Source organism: Sphingomonas sp. (assembly GCF_035490575.1).
GTDB lineage: Bacteria > Pseudomonadota > Alphaproteobacteria > Sphingomonadales > Sphingomonadaceae > Sphingomonas.
In genome coordinates, this window is the sequence record NZ_DATJLI010000169.1 from 1 (window position 1) to 16307 (window position 16307).

The window sequence follows — 16307 nt, forward strand, 5'->3', positions numbered from 1 at the left end:
GTGCAGGTCCGGTTCGGATTCGTGCCCTACAACACAAATGTGAATGTCGGCTACCTGTTGCCCACCGCCTATTTCAACGATCGCTGGACCTATCAATCGCGCCGCCCGCAAACGCGACAGGAGGATCAATGGGTTCTTATGAGCGGATACCCCCGGTCGACTTATCGCGCCGAGCAGCGAACCAACGTGCCGTATTTTTATTGCAACCAGGCGGCAGCCAACCAGCTTTATACTCGTAACGAGACGACTTCGGGCAATACGCGGATCGTGATCGAGGAAATTTACACCACAAACCAAAATGCCTGGACCAGCGCCAACGGCGGCACTTGTTCAGGCCAGAAAGAAACCAAGGAAACGCGCTATCAGCGCCAAACGGTGACGTTGTTCTCTCACTGGATCTACGAGCCGGTCGAACACAATGTCAGCGGTCTGAAGAACGGTTCCGCCTGGAAAGCGGACCGCAACCTTCGGTTACCGCTTGGCTTTGAAGGCGCTGATCGGACAATTTCTTGGGATGGCTGCATTGAGGAACGCAGGACCATCACAGGCACGAACTTTAATCCGATCCCGAAACAACAAGCCATCGACCTTGATATTAATCGGGTGCCCGACTCCTCGGACAGCCGCTGGGGCCCGTTGCTGCGCGGGGCGATCTACACGCGTTACGATAATAACGGCAACTTCACGCGTGACCAGGTTTTGGCAACCAATGATCGTGGCGGGTATGAAAGCTACTCCTGCCCGACGGAAAGCCGGCTTTTGCAACGCTGGAACGACCCCGGCGCGTTCTCGACCTATGTCAACGGCCTTCAGCCCAACGGAAACACCTATCACGATATCGGCTTGTTGTGGGGCGCACGGCTAATGTCGCCCAACGGGATTTTCGCCGCTGATAACGCCTATACGCCACAGGGCGGCGAGATCGAGCGCCACCTGATCTTCATGACCGACGGCGATACCGTCACCAGCAACTTCGGTTATTCGGCTTACGGCGTGCCTTGGTATGACCGTCGCAACGTCGCCAATCCCGGCAACCCCGGCGCCGGCTTCAACAACGAAGTGAATGCGCGGTTCAGTGCGCTGTGTCGGGAAGTAAGGAACCTCAACATCACGCTGTGGGTGATTTCGTTCGGCTCCGGCTCAAACAGTGCGACCGAGACCCGGCTTGAGGAATGCGCGTCGCAGGGCCGCTATTTCACTGCGCGCAACTCTGCCGCGCTGCAACAGACGTTCCGGTCGATCGCCGACCAGATTTCGGCGTTGAGGCTCATCAAGTGATGCGCCGCTTGCTGCTCAGCGACCGCAAGGGCGTGTCGACGATCGAGTTCGCGATGATCGCCCCGGCATTCTTCCTGGTGCTGATGGGTTTGTTCGAGTTCGGCCACACGCTCTACATGCAGGCGGCAGTCGAGGGCGCGCTGCAAAAAGCCGCGCGCGATTCGACGCTGGAATCGAACACGACCGAGGAGCGGCTGGACCTGCTCGACCAGATGGTGCGCGATCAGGTGCGCGCGCTGAACAACACGACGACGCCCGACATCCAGCGGCGATTCTATCGGACCTTTTCCGACGCCGCCGCCGCGCGGGCGGAGGACTGGATCGACACCAACGAAAATGACCGCTGCGATGCCGGCGAAGCCTATGAGGACGCAAATCACAACAATACTTGGGACGCCGACGGCGGCAATGGCGGCCAGGGCGGCGCAAAGGACGCGACGGTCGTGACGGTGACGGTCGAATATCCGCCGATGTTTCCCGTCAAGAAGATGCTGGGCCAGGCCGATGGCGACACCCGGATCATTGCTCGGACCGTGCTGAAGAACCAGCCCTATTCGGACCAGAACAGCTATGCCGCGCCGGTGCAGCGGAATTGCCCCGCATGACCCCGCGGTCCCGCCCGAACCGCCAATCGCTGCGTGCGCTGCTCGCCTCGTGCCGCGCCGTCGTGCTGATCGAGTTTGCTTTCACCCTGCCGCTGCTGCTGCTGCTGGGGCTGACGGGCATCGAACTGACCAATTATGTCATCACGCGGATGCGGATCAGCCAGATCGCGTTGCATCTGGCCGACAATGCCGCGCGGATCGGCACTGGCACCCAGTTGCAGCAAAAGACGATCAACGAAGTCGATGTGAACGACCTGCTGACCGGCGCGGGCTATCAGGCGGGGGCGCTCGACCTGTTCGAACGCGGGCGCGTCATCGTGTCGAGCGTCGAGAATGATCCGGCCAACAACGGCCGCTATCGCATCCGCTGGCAGCGCTGCCGCGGTGCCAAGAATTATGACTCGCCGCATGACAACAACAAGACCAACCTTGCCGGGGTCGGTCCCGCCGGACGACAGGTCATCGCCGCGCCCGACGGCGCGACCATGTGGGTCGAGGTCGCCTATGATTACCGCCCGGTGCTGGGCGTCGACCTGATGCCCGATGTCGAGATGCTGGAAAGCGCATCGATGATGGTGCGCGACCGGCGCGCGCTGACGCCGGCGTCGAATGTCGATGCCAATGGCGACGGCGTTCTGGAAGTTCAGGGGGAGCAGGCCTCGACCTGCTGACCCGGTTTCAGACCGCCGTTTCGGGAAAGCTCAGCAGCGCGCGCGTGCCGGGGCCGTCCGCGCGGCGGCCCATTTCGATCTCGCCGTTCAACTGCCGTGTCAGGCTGACGATCATGCGGGTGCCCAGGCTTTCGCGCGACTGGGCCTTGAGGTCGAAATCGGCGGGCAGTCCCACGCCATCATCATCGACCATCATTTCGACCCGGCCGTCGCGGCGGACGATGCTGATGCCGATCCGGCCACCCACACCATCGGGATAGGCATATTTGATCGCGTTGGTCACAAGCTCGGTCATCACCAGCCCCAACGGAATGGCCGTGTCCGCGCTCAGTTCGATCGGCTCGGCCTCGCAATCAATCACATGCCGGGGGGCCTGTTCCGCCAGGGCGGTCGCCAGCCCGCACGCCAGATCGTCGAGCGCGACGATGCCGACGCGCGCACCGCGCCACAACTGGTCATGGGTCTGGGCGATGGCGGTGATGCGCGCCTGCGCGTCGCCCAACAGGCGAACGACGCGCGGATCGTCGTCCGACTGCATCTGAAGCACCAGCATGGCGGAGACCAGCGCCAGGCTGTTCTTCACCCGATGGCTGGCTTCGCGCACCAGAAGTTCCTGATGCTCGACGGCTGCGGCCAGCTTGGCCTCGGCCTGCTGGCGTTCGATCGCAACGCCGATCAGATTGGCGAAACCCTGCATGAAGGCAAGGTCGTCGGCATCGAACTGGCCGTCATCCTCACTGTCGACTTCAAGGACCCCGTATCGCTCCCCCTCGGCCTCGACCAGCACGTTGATCGCGCGGCGGATGCCGTGTTCGGCCATCAGGTCGGGGGTGCGGAACCGCTCCTCCTGTTCCAGATGGTTCGAGATGACCGGCTCTCCGGTCGAAAAGGCGTAACCCGCGGGCGATTCACGATCGCCGCCCAACGTGGCATGACCGACCACGCCCGCTTCCCATCCCACGCCTGCGATCACGCGCATCCGGCGTTCGGCGTCAGGCGCCGACAGGAACTTGCAGAAATACGCGCCCATGCCGCGCGCGGCCAGTTCAGTCGCGCGGCACAGCATCGCGTCGATATCGCGCGACCGCAACGCCTCCATGCCGAACTCGGCAAGGATGCGCTGCTGTTGCAGACGATATTCGATCGCGTCCCCGCCCGGCGGCGGGGTATCGGACGGCGCTTCCTCGACCACGGCCACGCCTGCGCTCAGCGCGTCAGTTTCTTGTAGGCAAGCGCGGTCGGCCGATCGGCGGCATCGCCCAGACGGCGGCGCTTGTCCTCCTCATAGGCCTCGAAATTGCCCTCGAACCATTCGACATGGCTGTTGCCCTCAAACGCCAGGATGTGCGTCGCCAGACGGTCGAGAAAGAAGCGGTCGTGGCTGATGACCACGGCGCAACCGGCGAAATTCTCGATCGCTTCCTCAAGCGCGCCCAGCGTTTCGACGTCGAGGTCGTTGGTCGGTTCGTCGAGCAGCAGCACGTTGCCGCCCTTTTTCAGCATCTTGGCGATGTTGACGCGGTTGCGCTCGCCACCTGACAGTTTGCCGACATTCTTCTGCTGGTCCTGACCCTTGAAGTTGAACGCGCCGACATAGGCGCGCGTCGACTGGTCATGGCCGTTGACCTTCATGTAATCCAGCCCGTCGGAGATTTCCTCCCAGACGTTCTTGCTGTCGTCCAGATGGTCACGGCTCTGGTCGACATAGCCCAGACGCACCGTCGAGCCGATGTCGATCTCACCCGAATCAGGTGTTTCCTGCCCGGTGAGAAGTTTGAACAGCGTCGACTTGCCCGCGCCGTTCGGGCCGATCACGCCGACGATGCCGCCCGGCGGCAGCATGAACGACAAATCCTCGAACAACAGCTTGTCGCCATATGCCTTGGTGATGCCCTTGGCCTCGATGACCTTGCCGCCCAGGCGCTCGGGCACCTGGATGACGATCTGGGCCTTGCCGGGCGTGCGGTTCTTTTGCTGTTCGACCAGCTGCTCGAACTTGGCGATACGCGCCTTGGACTTGGTCTGGCGGGCCTTGGCGCCCTGCCGGATCCATTCCAGCTCGTTGCGGATCGCGGTCTGGCGGCCCGATTCCTCGCGCTCCTCCTGCTCCAGCCGCTTCGACTTCTTTTCCAGATAGGTCGAATAATTCCCTTCATAGGGGAAATATTTGCCGCGGTCGATTTCGAGGATCCAGCCCACCACATTGTCGAGGAAATAGCGGTCGTGGGTAATCATCAGCACCGCGCCGGCATATTCCTTGAGGTGGTTTTCCAGCCATTTCACGCTTTCCGCGTCAAGATGGTTGGTCGGTTCGTCCAGCAGCAGGATCGACGGCTTCTGAATCAGCAGCCGTGTCAGCGCGACGCGGCGACGCTCGCCGCCCGACAGGTTGTCGACCGGCCAGTCGCCGGGGGGGCAACGAAGCGCCTCCATCGCGACTTCAAGCTGGTTGTCCAGCGTCCAGCCATCGACCGCATCGATCTTTGCCTGAAGCTCGCCCATTTCTTCCATCAGCGCGTCGAAATCGGTGTCGTCCTGCGGATCGCCCATCTCGGCCGAGATCGCGTTGAAGCGCTCGACCAGATCGGCGGTCTCGCGCGCGCCTTCCTTCACATTTTCGAGCACCGTCTTGGCGGGGTCGAGCTGGGGTTCCTGCTCCAGATAGCCGACGGTGATATATTCGCCGGGCCATGCCTCGCCGGTATAGTCCTTGTCCACGCCCGCCATGATCTTCATCAGCGTCGACTTGCCGGCGCCGTTGGGGCCAACGATGCCGATCTTGGCGCCTTGATAGAATTGCAGGTTGATGTTCGACAGCACCGGCTTGGGCGCGCCGGGGAAAGTCTTGGTCATGTCCTTCATGACGAAGGCGTATTGGGCGGCCACTGAGCGGTCTCCGGACAAGGGATCAAGGGTGATGGAAAGTTGTCGCGCACATAGCGACGCACCCCCCGATTGGCAATCATCGCCCCTTTACGCCCCGGTCCCGGCCGCTACCAATATGGCCATGCACAAGCCCTTGATCGCCGCGGCGCTGGCCGCCCTCGCCCTGCCTGTCCCGCTTGCCGCACAGACCGGCGTCGATGAACGCGTCGCCGAACTGCGCGACGCGGCGCTGGACGACGACTATGCCTGGGCGATTACCGAGGCGATCACCACCGAACTCGGCCCGCGAATGGCCGGCACGCCGGCCGAGGCGCGGGCGCGAAAATGGGCCGTCGAGACGCTGACCGCGATGGGCTTCAGCAATGTCCGCGACGAGCCGTTCCCGCTTCGAACCTGGGTGCGCGGTATCGAGACGGGCGCAGTCATGGGCGATCATTCGCAGCCACTGGCGCTGACCGCGCTCGGCAACTCGGCGGCGACCCCGGTCGACGGACTGGAGGGCGAAATCGTCTATTTCCCCAGCCTGGCCGACCTTCAGGCCGAACCCGATGGTGCGCTGAGGGGCAGGATCGCTTTTGTCAGCCACGCCATGACGCGCACGCAGGACGGCAGCCAATATGGCGCATACGGCATCGTGCGTCGCGCCGGACCCGCCATCGCCGCGCAAAAGGGCGCGTCGGCGATCCTGATCCGCTCGATCGGCACCGACTCGCACCGGATGCCCCATGCGGGCAGCACGGTCTTTCCCGACGGCACCGACCCGATTCCCGCCGCCGCGCTGGCCATTCCCGATGCCGAACAGCTCGAACGGCTGATCGAGCGCGGCAAGCCGGTTCGCGTCCGCCTGATCCTGACACCGCGCGTGCTGGGCACCCGCAGTTCGGGCAATGTCATCGCCGAAGTGCCCGGCAGCGATCCGTCGGCGGGCATCGTCGTCGTCGCCTGTCACCTCGACAGCTGGGATCTGGGCACCGGCGCGATCGACGACGCATCGGGATGCGCCATCGTCGCGGCGGCGGCAAAGCGGATCATGGACGCGGGCCAACCGCGCCGCACCATCCGCGTGCTATGGGCGGGAGCGGAGGAGGTCGGCATCTTTGGCGGGCGCGCCTATTTCGAGGCGCACAAGGGCGACAATCATGTGCTGGCCGCCGAATCGGATTTCGGCGCGGATCGCGTCTGGCGGCTCGACACGCGGTTCGCGCCCGCGAATCAGCCGCTGGCCGATCGCCTTGCAGCCGCACTCGCGCCGCTCGGAATCGCCACCGGCACACAACCGGCAAGCGGCGGCGCCGACGTTTCCGCGCTGATCGCGAACGGCGTGGCGGGCATCGACCTGCAACAGGACGGCACGCGATATTTCGACCTGCACCACACGCCCGACGACACGCTGGACAAGGTGGACCCCGCGCAATTGCGGCAGAATGTGGCCGCATGGACGGCGATGCTGGCCATCGTCGCCGACGCACCGGAACGCATTTCTGCGACGAAATGAAGCGCCTTTCCCATGCGACGAGTAGAATTAAGCGTTGACGCGTTCGGATCGCGCGCTAATGCGGCAGCTTCGTGACGGCATTCGGGCCGGGCACGAAACGGATTTGCTTGGGAGCAAAGCATGAAGAAGATCGTTCTTGTCGCTGCTGCCGCCGGCCTGATGTCTCTGGCCGCGTGCAACCAGGGCACCCCGGCGGAGAACGCTGGCGACATGATGGCCGCCAACCTCGAAGCCGAAGCCGACAACATGGAAGCCATGGCTGACATGACCGGCAACGAAGCCGAAGCAATGGCGCTCGAAAACGCTGCCGACAACCTCGAAGAGGCTGCCGACAACGCCGACGACATGGGCGAAATGAACCTCACCAACGCGATGTAATTCGCGAGCGGCGCTTCGGCGTCGCGGTGAAGTCTTTCGAAAAGAGGGCGCTCCGGTTTTCCGGGGCGCCCTTTTTTCATGCGTATCGCGTGCACAGAAGCACCTCCCCGTCACGGGGAGATGGACCGCGCGCCAGCGCGTGGGTGGAAGGGTTCGCCCGGTTGCGATTTGCCCGGATCGGCCTACTAGGTCGTAGACTCATAAATGCTTCCGGTCGGGGAGCGCCCAATTGCGGACTTTCGCATGATGAGAGATAGCGAAGCGCATGACCGACTACAGCGAGGAAGCTACGGCCCTTTTCACTCGGTTTGCCGAACGGCACCGGCTTACCTTCAGCGTTGAGCCTGACGCTCCGGTTGAAGTGCTTTGGCAGTTTCCAGCCCAAGAGGGGCTATCGCTGCCTATCAGTCTCGGGCTTCAAAATGGTGATGCGCTAAACTTCGGGGTTGCCGATTTCTGGTCTTATTTCTTTCCATTTGAGGAAAGCGCCTCGACGTTCGAGATTGCGCTAGACGCGTGGGTAGCAGGAGACCCGCGAATAGTCCGTGGTGCGCTCGGCGGACGCGCCCTTCAGCTTATGGATTGTGGCCGATGGAGGACGATCTATCGGGCCAACTGCCTTCTTCCGGTGCCACGAAACCCGAAGACGACGATTACCAACCAGCCGTGGTTACAGCGGCTCTAAACGGCAGCTTTCCACCAATATCGGTCGTTCAACCTTCGCGCCAAAAGCGGTCGTTTATCGGTTCACCACCAACACAGCCCAAAGAAAAACCGGGCCGTAGCGTGTAGCTCCGACCCGGTTCACCGATAAGCGATATGACGGCGATCAGCCGACGATTTCTTCGGGCTTGAAGAAGAAGTCGATCTCGATCCTGGCATTCTCTTCCGAATCCGAACCGTGAACGGTGTTCGCCTCGATCGATTCGGCCAGTTCCTTGCGGATCGTGCCGGCATCGGCATTGGCGGGGTTGGTGGCGCCCATGATGTCGCGGTTGCGGGTCACGGCGTCTTCACCCTCCAGCACCTGCACCACGACCGGGCCGGAAATCATGAACTCCACCAGGTCGTTGAAGAACGGACGCTCACGGTGCACGCCGTAGAAACCCTCGGCCTGTTCGCGGGTCATCTGGATGCGCTTGGACGCAACGACGCGCAGGCCGGCTTCCTCCAGCATCTTGGTGACGGCGCCAGTCAGGTTGCGGCGCGTGGCATCGGGTTTGATGATCGAAAAGGTGCGCGTGACGGCCATGCGGAAAATCCTTTGTTCTGGTTTGAAAGGGGTTCGGATGGCGCGCGCCTTAATCGGCGCCGCGCGCGCGTGCAAGGCAGCCCGTCAGGCCGCCTGTTCCCAGCCGCGCGGCGTCTGTTTCCAGTATCGTCGCTCAACCCCTTCGCGACCACTCAACCCGCGCCATGCATCGCGCGCCGCGATGACGCTGTCGTCGTCGAAAAAGTGGAAAGCGCGGTCGAACGCCAGCGCCGCTTCACGCCAGCTACCGTCGATGATCGCCACCATTGCCGCCGCGTTGACGGCGACGTCGGCGTCAGGCGAGATCAGCACGGGCTGAAGCGCATCATCGCCCTGCCCGGCCTGCCCGTGCGGCAGGAAGCTGTCAGGCGCATAGGTCCATAACAGCCGGTCGATTGCGGCGCGCTGTTCCGCATCACCGCTGACCACCAGCAACCGCCCGCCGCCCGCCAGCACCTTTTCGGCGATCTGTGGCAGCGCGCGGTCGAGCGGGCGCAGCGTCAGATGATAGAAATCGACCTGCACTGCCCCCGCTCCCTGTTCGGTCAGCCTTCGACCGTGTCGCGCACCAGACGGTCCAGCACGCGCACGCCAAAGCCGGTTGCGCCCTTGTCATGCGTTGCGCCGGGCTTGTCGGCCCAGACCATGCCCGCAATGTCCAGATGCGCCCAGCGCACGCCGTCATCAACATAACGCTTGATGAACTGCGCCGCAGTGATCGACCCGGCGCCGCGCGGCCCGACATTCTTCATGTCGGCGATCGGGCTGTCGATCAGCTTGTCATAAGCGGGCGACAGCGGAAAGCGCCACAACGCGTCGCCGCTGGCGCGCCCGGCGGCCAGCAGTTCCTCCGCCAGCGAATCGTCATTGGCGAACAGGCCACCATGCTCGTGCCCTAGGGCGATAATCATCGCGCCGGTCAGCGTCGCCAGATCGACGATCGTGCGGGGGCGGTGCGTCCGCTGGACCCAGGTCAGCACGTCGCAAAGCACCAGCCGTCCTTCGGCATCGGTGTTGATGACCTCGATCGTCTGGCCCGACATCGACGTGACCACGTCGCCCGGCCGCTGGGCATTGCCGTCGGGCATGTTTTCGACCAGCCCGACCACGCCGATCACGTTCGCGCGTGCCTTGCGAAGCGCCAGCGCCTTCATCGCACCGGCGACGGCGCCCGCGCCGCCCATATCCCACTTCATGTCTTCCATGCCCGCGCCGGGCTTGAGGCTGATGCCGCCGGTGTCAAAGGTCACGCCCTTGCCCACGAATGCGATATCGGGGTCGCCGCTGTCGCCCGCGCCGTTCCAGCGCATCGCCAGGATGCGCGCCTCGCGCACTGAACCCTGGCTGACGCCCAGCAGCGCGCCCATGCCCAGTTCGCGCATCTGCGCTTCGTCAAGGATCGTCAGCTCGACGCCCAGCTCCTCCAGATGACGGCACCGTTCGACAAAGCTTTCGGGGTAAAGAATGTTCGCCGGTTCCGACACCAGCGTCCGCGTCAGCTCAAGCCCTTGGGTCAGCGCATCCACATCGCGCCATTCGGCATCGGTGCCGTCGGGCGCGCCGGCGATCTCGATCCGATCGAGCGTCGGCTTCTGCTTGTCGGTCAGCGTCGTGCGATACACGTCGAACCGCCAATCACGCTGCGCCGCCGCTCCCGCCAGCCGCGCCGCGCCGCGCGCCGTCGCGCCTGCATCCGACAGGTCGAGCGAAAGCGTGTCGATGCCCGCCATCTGGAACCGGGCGACCAGCGCGCCGCCCGCTTTCTCCATATCTGCCTCGTCCGCGCCGCCGACGCCCAGCAGGATCAGGCGGCCGATACCCTGTTCGCGCTGGACGAAAATCTCGACCATCGCGCCAGCTTCACCGTCGAACCGCGCCGCGCTCGCCGCGCCCTCCGCCAGCGCACGCTCATTTTCCTCCAGCCGGGGATTGGCGCCGGCCGGCACCGCGATCACGCGCGCATCAAGCTCGGGCGAAGGGGTTGCGACAAACTCGATCTTCATGCGCGGGCGAACCTTTCCATCATCTTCGTTGCGGCCGTGCAACCAACGGGGGCACGACTCATTGTGCCCATCTAGGGATCAAAGGCGTCCGGCAAAACCCGCCTCGATTGCGCGATGCCTTGTGCGGTGCGATAGGGGCGGGTCTGCGCCATCACATGGACTGGTCGGCGCCAAAGGGGACGAGATCGATTCGCATGCGCCTGGCATTGTTGCGTACCGCCGCGCTGCCGCTGACGCTCGCCGCATGGGCGCCCGCGTTCGGACAGGAGCTTCAGGACCGGCCGGTCGCGCCGCCGCCCCCGGTGGTGGCAACGGCGCCGCGCACCGACGACCAGATCGACTTCACGGCCGACACGCTGGAATATGACTTCAACGCCGAAGTGGTGAACGCCAGCGGCGACGTGCGTCTGTTCCGTCAGGGTGAGCGGTTGCGCGCCGACAAGGTGACGTGGAACCGCGAAACCGGACAGGTCGTGGCGGAGGGCAATATCGCCGTCACCAATCCCGAAGGCGATATCGCCTATGGCGACCGCATCGAACTGACCGACACGCTGCGCGACGGCGTCATCAACAACATGCTGGTCGTGCTGGAACAGGGCGGGCGCATCGCCGCCGAGCGCGGGGAGCGGCAGGATGGTGGCGTGCTGCGCGTGACCCGCGCCGCCTATACCCCCTGCGCGGTCGAAAACAGCGCCGGTTGCCCCAAGGAGCCAAGCTGGAAGATCACGGCCGCCGAGGTGATCTACAATCCGGACGCCAAGCGCATCCGTTACAAGGGCGCACGCGTCTCCCTGTTCGGTCTGTCGCTGCCGCTGCCGGCGTTCAGCCACACCATCGGCGCCGACAATGCCCCCGGCCTGCTGGCGCCGCAATTCCGCATCAGCCGGGTCAACGGGCTGGAGTTCGCACTACCCTATCACTTCGACCTGGGACCGAACCGCGACCTGACGCTGACGCCGCACGTCTTTACCGGCGCGCTGCCGATGGCGCAGGCCAATTACCGCGAATATAACAGCCTGGGCGCGTTCGAGGTAACGGGCTACGCCACCTATTCCAGCCGCAGCGACGATCTGGTCACGGAAGACGGCGTAGCGCCCACCAGCGAAAATGCCTTTCGCGGCTATATCGATGCGGTGGGCCGGGCACAGCTCGACCCCAACTGGACGGCGTTCGGATCGATCCGGGCGGCGACCGACAAAACGTTCCTCCGCCGCTACGACATCTCGCGCGACGACCGGCTGCGGAGCAATATCGGGCTTCAGCGGATCAGCGAGAACAGCTATTTCTCGATTCAGGGCTGGGCGGTCCAGTCGCTGCGGCTCGATGATGTAGGTCAGGTTCAGCCAATCGCGTTGCCGGAGATCGATTTCCGCCACCGGCTGACCGACCCGTGGCTGGGCGGGCGCGTGACGTTCCAGCTTAACAGCCTGGCGATCGCGCGCGACGGCGGTCAGGACACGCAGCGCGCCTTTGCATCGGCATTGTGGGAACTGCGCCGTATCACCGACTGGGGACAGGAAGTGACGTTCAGCGCCTTCGCGCGCGGCGATATCTACAACACGCAACAGACCGCGCTGACCGCGACCGAAATCTATCGCGGCGATGAAGGATTCAACACGCGCGGCATTGGCGCGGTGGCGGTCGATGTGAAATGGCCGTTCATCGGTCAGGCGTTCGGCGGCGATCAGCGCATCACGCCGCGTGTGCAGATGGTGGCCGCGCCGCACATCGAAAACCTGGCCATCCCGAACGAGGACGCGCGCGCCGTCGACCTTGAGGATTCCAACCTTTTCGCGCTCAACCGCTTTCCCGGTTATGACCGGTTCGAGGATTCGACGCGCTTCACTTACGGTGTCGATTACGCGCTCGACCTGTCGGGCGTGTCCATCAACGCCAATATCGGCCAGAGCTATCGCCTGACCGACCGCGCGTCCCTGTTCCCGGCGGGGACGGGCCTGACCGATCGCTGGTCCGATATCGTTGGCCGCACCGAAGTGCGCGTCGGCCAGTTCGTGGGCTTCACCCACCGCTATCGGCTGGACAAGGACGGGTTCGCCATTCGCCGGAACGAGGTCGACGCGACGGTCGGTTCGCGCAAGACCTATGCGCTGGTCGGCTATCTCCGTCTGAACCGCGACAACGAACAGCCGATCGAGGACCTGCGCGACCGGGAGGAAGTGCGCCTTGGCGGACGCGTGGCGTTTGCCGGCTTCTGGTCGGTTTTCGGATCGGCGACCGTCGACCTGACCGATGCGGAAGAGGACCCGCTGTCGCTGTCCGACGGGTTCGAGCCGATCCGCCACCGGCTGGGCGTGCAGTATGAGGATGACTGTGTGCGCCTGGGCGTCACATGGCGGCGCGACTATCAGGACAATGGCGATGCGCGCGCGGGCAACAGCTTCCTGCTGACGCTGGCGTTGACGAACCTGGGGCGCTAAAGGCAGCGTTCAGGCATGTCGCGTTATCCCCGCGACAAATGGATGGCGCGACGAGGCGCAAGACGAGGGTTTTCGGATTTGGCTAACAAGTGGAAGATGGTGGGCGCGGGGCTCGCGGCCATGACGATCGCCGGTTTCGCGGTCGCACAGACCGTCCCCGATCAGGCGCAGACGCCGGCGGCCGGTCTCAACCTGCCCGAAAATCTCCAGATCTTTGGCAAGCGCGACCCCAACATCCGCAAGCCGACCGCGATCGTGAACGATTCGGTCATCACCGGCACCGACGTCGATCAGCGCATGAACATGATTACCGGGCTGCGCGGTCTGACCGTCGGCGACGAGGAGCGCGATCAGCTTCGTCTTCAGGTGCTGCGCCAGTTGATCGACGAAACGCTCCAGATCCAGGAAGCGGCGACCAACGAAATCACCGTCACGCCGCAGGAAATCGAACAGAGCTTCAGCCGCGTTTCGCGAAATTTTGAACGGACCCCCGATCAGCTTCGCACCTTCCTGACCCAGATCGGCTCGTCCGAACGCTCGCTCAAGCGCCAGATCGAAGGCGAGCTGGCATGGCAGCGCCTGCTCCAGCGCCAGGTCCAGCCCTATGTCAATGTCGGCGAGGAAGAGGTGAAGTCGATCATCGACCGCCTGGAAGCCGCCAAGGGCACCGAGGAATATAACCTCCGCGAAATCTATCTCTCCGCCCCGCCGGAACGACAGGCGGCGGTGACGCAGGCGATGCAGACGATGATCGCCAAGATGCGCGAAGGTCAGCCGTTCGATTATTTCGCCAGCAATTTTTCCGAAGCGACCACCAAGTCGGTCGGCGGCGATCTGGGCTGGGTCCGTCCCGCCATGATCCCGCAACCGCTGGCGCAGGCCGCGGCCACGATGCAGGTCGGTCAGATTGCCGGCCCGATCGAAGTGCCGGGCGGTTATTCGCTGCTCTATCTGGTCGACAAGCGCACCGTGCTGGGCGCCGACCCGCGTGACGCGCGCCTCAGCCTGCGGCAGGTGTCGCTGCGCTTTCCCACCGGCCTGAACCAGACCCAGTTGCAGCAGCGCGCCGCCGAGTTTGCCAAGGCGACGCAGGCGATCCAGGGTTGCGGCAATGTGCAGCAGGTCGCTCAGTCGATCGGCGCCGAGACGGTCGACAATGATTCGGTCAAAATCCGCGATCTGCCACCGCAGTTGCAGGAAATCATGCTGAACCTGCAGGTCGGCGAAGCGACACCGCCCTTCGGTTCGCCGGATGAGGGGGTGCGCGTGCTGGTGCTGTGTGGTCGCGACGATCCGCAATCTGCGGCTCAGCCTTCGGCCGAACAGATCCAGGCCGGGCTGGAGCAGGAACGCGTCAACCTGCGCGCCCAGCGCATGTTGCGCGATCTGCGTCGCGACGCGATTGTCGAGTATCGCTGACATGGCAATGGGCGGCGCCGATACCCGCCCCCTCGCCGTTTCGATGGGCGACCCCGCGGGGATCGGGCCGGAGATCATCGCCAAGGCATGGGCCGCGCGCGACGTTCACGCGCTGCCGCCGTTCTTCGCGATCGGGGACCAGCGCGCGATCGAGCGTGTCTGGCACGGCCCGGTCGCGCGGATCGGCACGCCCGACGAAGCCTCCGCCGCCTTTCCCCACGCCCTGCCCGTCTTTGCGGTTTCCGACGCGGGTGAGATCACGCCCGGCCGCCCCGATGTCGATGGCGCGCGCTGTGCCATGCAGAGCCTGGAACTGGCGGTCAGCCTGACCCAGGCGGGGGCTGCCTGTGGCCTCGTCACGGGGCCGGTGTCCAAGGCACAGCTTTATTCGATCGGGTTCAGCCATCCCGGCCAGACCGAGTTCGTGTCCGACCGCTGCGGCGTCGCGCATGAAAACACCGTCATGATGCTCGCCGGGCCGACCTTGCGCGTGGTGCCGATCACCACGCATGTGCCCTTGTCGGACGTTCGCGGGCTGCTGACCATCGACCTGGTGCTGGCCAAGGCACGCGTGACCGCGCGCGGGCTGAAACGCAATTTCGGGATCGAGCGCCCGCGCCTGGCCTTTGCCGGGCTGAATCCCCATGCCGGCGAAGGCGGTGCGCTGGGGCATGAGGAAATCGACATTCTGGAACCCGCCATCGCGATGCTGCGAGACGAGGGTATCGACGCGGTCGGGCCGATGGCGGCCGACACCATGTTTCACGCCCGCGCCCGCGCCGCCTATGACGCGGCGATCTGCTGCTATCACGATCAGGCGCTGATCCCGCTCAAGACGCTGCATTTCGACGAAGGCGTCAACATGACGCTGGGGTTGCCGGTGGTGCGGACCTCGCCTGACCATGGCACCGCGTTCCCGATCGCGGGAACCAACGTCGCCGAACCCGGCGCGATGATCGCCGCGATCCGCATGGCGTGGCAGGCGGCGATCCGCCGTATGCTTTGCGATCCCGCATGAGCGCCGCCGCCGCGCTGCCGCCGCTTCGGGACGTCATTCGCACGCACGGCCTGACCGCCAGCAAGGCGCTGGGGCAGAACTTCCTGTTCGACGGGCAATTGCTCGACCGGATCGCGCGCATCCCCGGCGACCTGACCGATGCCGAAGTGCTGGAGGTTGGCCCAGGTCCGGGCGGCCTGACCCGCGCGCTTCTGGCGGCGGGGGCGCGCGTAACCGCGATCGAGCGCGACCGGCGCTGCATCCCGGCGCTTGCCGAACTCGGCGATGCCTATCCGGGGCAGTTGCGCGTGATCGAGGGCGATGCGCTGGCCGTCGACCACAAGACGCTGTTCGACGGCGCGCCGCATGTTGTCGCCAACCTGCCCTACAACGTCGGCACCGAATTGTTCGTCGGCTGGCTCAGCACGCCCTGGGCACCGTGGTGGCAAAGCCTGACGCTGATGTTCCAGCGCGAGGTTGCCGACCGCATCGTCGCGGCGGCGGACAGCGACGCCTATGGCCGGCTGGCGGTGCTGGCGCAGTGGCGCTCGACCCCGCGCATCGCGATGCCCGTCCACCGCTCCGCCTTCACCCCGCCGCCCAAGGTCATGTCGGCGGTGGTGCATGTCGTGCCCGGCGAAGCACCCGGTGGCGTGCGGCTGGCCACGCTGGAACGACTGACGGCGGCAGCATTCGGCCAGCGCCGCAAGATGCTCCGCACCAGCCTGAAAGCCATGCCCGGCGCGGTGGAAGCCGCCGAAGCCATCGGCATCGACCTGACACGCCGCGCGGAAACGGTCAGCGTGGCGGAGTTCTGCGCGCTGGCGCGGGCGGTGGGGTGATTGTGGGGTAGATTTGCGAGGGCGGCGGGTTGGCTGGACGCCC

14 protein-coding genes and 1 pseudogene are annotated in these 16307 nt (G+C 64.7%); 10 read left to right on the forward strand and 5 right to left on the reverse strand.

Annotation, left to right across the window (positions count from 1 at the left end):
- The 3 genes and pseudogenes from VL973_RS12815 to VL973_RS12825 all read left to right on the forward strand — a co-directional run.
- Window positions 1-1278, forward strand: a pseudogene (locus tag VL973_RS12815) (hypothetical protein); the annotation flags it as partial.
- A complete protein-coding gene (locus VL973_RS12820) occupies window positions 1278-1883 on the forward strand; it encodes a TadE/TadG family type IV pilus assembly protein (RefSeq protein WP_325284441.1) in 606 nt (201 codons plus the stop codon). The pseudogene VL973_RS12815 and the gene VL973_RS12820, both read left to right, overlap by 1 nt.
- Complete coding sequence (locus VL973_RS12825) at window positions 1880-2554, forward strand: TadE/TadG family type IV pilus assembly protein (protein ID WP_325284418.1); 675 nt, start codon at window positions 1880-1882, stop codon at window positions 2552-2554. The genes VL973_RS12820 and VL973_RS12825 overlap by 4 nt, the downstream gene beginning before the upstream one ends.
- 7 nt (window positions 2555-2561) lie before the next feature.
- Here the strand turns inward: VL973_RS12825 and VL973_RS12830 are convergent, their stop codons facing one another.
- Together VL973_RS12830 and ettA are read right to left on the reverse strand one after the other, a co-directional pair.
- Complete coding sequence (locus VL973_RS12830) at window positions 2562-3746, reverse strand: sensor histidine kinase (RefSeq protein ID WP_325284419.1); 1185 nt, start codon at window positions 3744-3746, stop codon at window positions 2562-2564.
- Between the two features lie 14 nt (window positions 3747-3760).
- Entirely contained in the window at window positions 3761-5440 is a 1680-nt protein-coding gene (gene ettA, locus VL973_RS12835) for an energy-dependent translational throttle protein EttA (RefSeq protein ID WP_325284420.1), read from the reverse strand.
- A 121-nt stretch (window positions 5441-5561) separates the two neighbouring features.
- Between ettA and VL973_RS12840 the strand changes: the two genes are divergently transcribed.
- The 3 genes from VL973_RS12840 (at window position 5562) to VL973_RS12850 (ending at window position 7998) form a co-directional block, all read left to right on the forward strand.
- Window positions 5562-6935: a M20/M25/M40 family metallo-hydrolase gene (locus VL973_RS12840; protein WP_325284421.1), complete on the forward strand. Its 1374-nt coding sequence runs from the start codon at window positions 5562-5564 to the stop codon at window positions 6933-6935.
- Between the two features lie 120 nt (window positions 6936-7055).
- On the forward strand, window positions 7056-7313 hold the full coding sequence (locus tag VL973_RS12845) for a hypothetical protein (RefSeq protein WP_325284422.1): 258 nt from the start codon (window positions 7056-7058) through the stop codon (window positions 7311-7313).
- 265 nt (window positions 7314-7578) lie between these two features.
- Window positions 7579-7998 carry a hypothetical protein gene (locus VL973_RS12850; protein WP_325284423.1) on the forward strand — a complete coding sequence of 140 codons (420 nt, stop codon included), beginning with the start codon at window positions 7579-7581 and terminating at the stop codon, window positions 7996-7998.
- 144 nt (window positions 7999-8142) lie between these two features.
- On the opposite strand, the gene ndk is transcribed toward VL973_RS12850, so the two are convergent.
- From ndk to VL973_RS12865, 3 genes are all read right to left on the reverse strand, one after another.
- Window positions 8143-8565 (reverse strand): nucleoside-diphosphate kinase, encoded by a 423-nt coding sequence (gene ndk / locus VL973_RS12855; RefSeq protein ID WP_325284424.1) that lies wholly within the window; start codon window positions 8563-8565, stop codon window positions 8143-8145.
- Between the two features lie 84 nt (window positions 8566-8649).
- Complete coding sequence (locus VL973_RS12860) at window positions 8650-9090, reverse strand: DNA polymerase III subunit chi (RefSeq protein ID WP_325284425.1); 441 nt, start codon at window positions 9088-9090, stop codon at window positions 8650-8652.
- 20 nt (window positions 9091-9110) lie between these two features.
- On the reverse strand, window positions 9111-10568 hold the full coding sequence (locus VL973_RS12865; RefSeq protein WP_325284426.1) for a leucyl aminopeptidase: 1458 nt from the start codon (window positions 10566-10568) through the stop codon (window positions 9111-9113).
- A 194-nt stretch (window positions 10569-10762) separates the two neighbouring features.
- On the opposite strand from VL973_RS12865, the gene VL973_RS12870 reads away from it, so the two are divergent.
- The 4 genes from VL973_RS12870 (at window position 10763) to rsmA (ending at window position 16264) form a co-directional block, all read left to right on the forward strand.
- Window positions 10763-13006, forward strand: a complete 2244-nt coding sequence (locus VL973_RS12870) for an LPS-assembly protein LptD (RefSeq protein ID WP_325284427.1) — start codon at window positions 10763-10765, stop codon at window positions 13004-13006.
- Window positions 13007-13126: 120 nt separating this feature from the next.
- Window positions 13127-14425, forward strand: a complete 1299-nt coding sequence (locus VL973_RS12875) for a peptidylprolyl isomerase (RefSeq protein ID WP_325284428.1) — start codon at window positions 13127-13129, stop codon at window positions 14423-14425.
- Between the two features lies 1 nt (window position 14426).
- Window positions 14427-15443, forward strand: coding sequence for a 4-hydroxythreonine-4-phosphate dehydrogenase PdxA (pdxA, locus tag VL973_RS12880; protein WP_325284442.1), 1017 nt, complete (start codon window positions 14427-14429; stop codon window positions 15441-15443).
- Complete coding sequence (gene rsmA, locus VL973_RS12885; RefSeq protein ID WP_325284429.1) at window positions 15440-16264, forward strand: 16S rRNA (adenine(1518)-N(6)/adenine(1519)-N(6))-dimethyltransferase RsmA; 825 nt, start codon at window positions 15440-15442, stop codon at window positions 16262-16264. The genes pdxA and rsmA overlap by 4 nt, the downstream gene beginning before the upstream one ends.
- Window positions 16265-16307: the final 43 nt, after the last annotated feature.